Here is a 1,216-nt window from a genome sequence, read left to right on the forward strand (position 1 = left end):
CCTGGTATTATACAGAAATTTGTTGATTTGGCTTTACAGGGTGAAAATTTTGAATCAAGGCCTGAGAAGCTTTTTCAACAAATTTTTGCCTATGTTGCTGTTAGGCCTTCCGCCGAAGCCGGTATCCTTGGTGATACTGAAAAACTTTCTATCTCTGGTGATGGTACTTGTATTAAGACTGGCGGAAGTCCTTTCGGTATTAGAACTTGTGATTGTGCTAAAAATGGTGTTTTTAATTGTGACTGTCATCGCAAGTTCTCTGATCCTGATGCTCGCTATGGTTGGGATAGTTATCATGAGACTTGGTTTTATGGTTATTCTGGTTATTTTTTGGTGACATATAACGAGGAGCTTAAATCTGATATTCCTATTTATCTTCGCTTAGTTGAGGCTCCTCGTTATGATGGTGTTACTGCTATTGTTGCTTTGTCTGAAGCAAGGGCTTTGTATCCTGATTTCGTCTTTAATAAGTTTATTGGTGATTGTGCTCATGATAATTACCCTACTTATCATCTCCTTAATAAGTGGAATATTAAACCTGTAATTCCTCTTAATAAGAAGAATAAAGGTAATATCCAGTATCAAGGTACTGTTAAAATCAATGAAAATGGTATTCCTGTTTGTATGGCAGGTTTACCTATGGTTTACAATGGTTTTATGAAAGACCGTAATAGAATTAAATGGCGCTGTCCTTTTGCAACTGGTAAGGTTGATTCATGTACTTGTAAAGATAAGTGCTCCTCTTCTGATTATGGCAGAACTGTTTATACGAAGCCTTCTTCTGATCCTCGCCTTTTCACTGCCATTCCACGTGGTTCTGATGAATGGAAAGACGAGATGAGAAAGCGAACTTCTTCTGAACGTGTTAATAAAAGGCTTCTTAATGATTATGAGTTGGAGCTATCTAAAACCAGAGGCAAAAAGCGCTGGTCTTTCTGGATTATGATACACTCTATTAATATCCATCTTGATGCTAGATTGAAAAAATCTAAGTTTGATTTTATTTCTATGCTTGATGGGCTATTAGATAGAGCAGCATAAGCATTATACTTCCATATACTGTTAACTTTAAGCCTATTTTATTAGGTTTTGTTTCTTATACTCTTTTTTTAGATTAATTCGCATTATTTTACATTTTCTTTCCTCTTTTCTTATTTTTATCGCAAAATCATTGTTATTTTTTGTATCTAATATCTAATTTATGTCATTGTATGCT

At 34.8% G+C, this 1,216-nt stretch carries 1 protein-coding gene; it reads left to right on the plus strand.

Going from position 1 to position 1,216, the window contains the following annotated elements; translation table 11 throughout:
* Window positions 1-1,041, plus strand: a 1,041-nt coding sequence (locus J2Z80_RS14885; RefSeq protein ID WP_209455072.1) for a transposase, incomplete at its 5' end; no start/stop codon positions are given.
* Window positions 1,042-1,216 lie beyond the last annotated feature (175 nt).

Source organism: Thermoanaerobacterium butyriciformans, from assembly GCF_017874545.1.
Lineage (GTDB): Bacteria > Bacillota > Thermoanaerobacteria > Thermoanaerobacterales > Thermoanaerobacteraceae > Thermoanaerobacterium > Thermoanaerobacterium butyriciformans.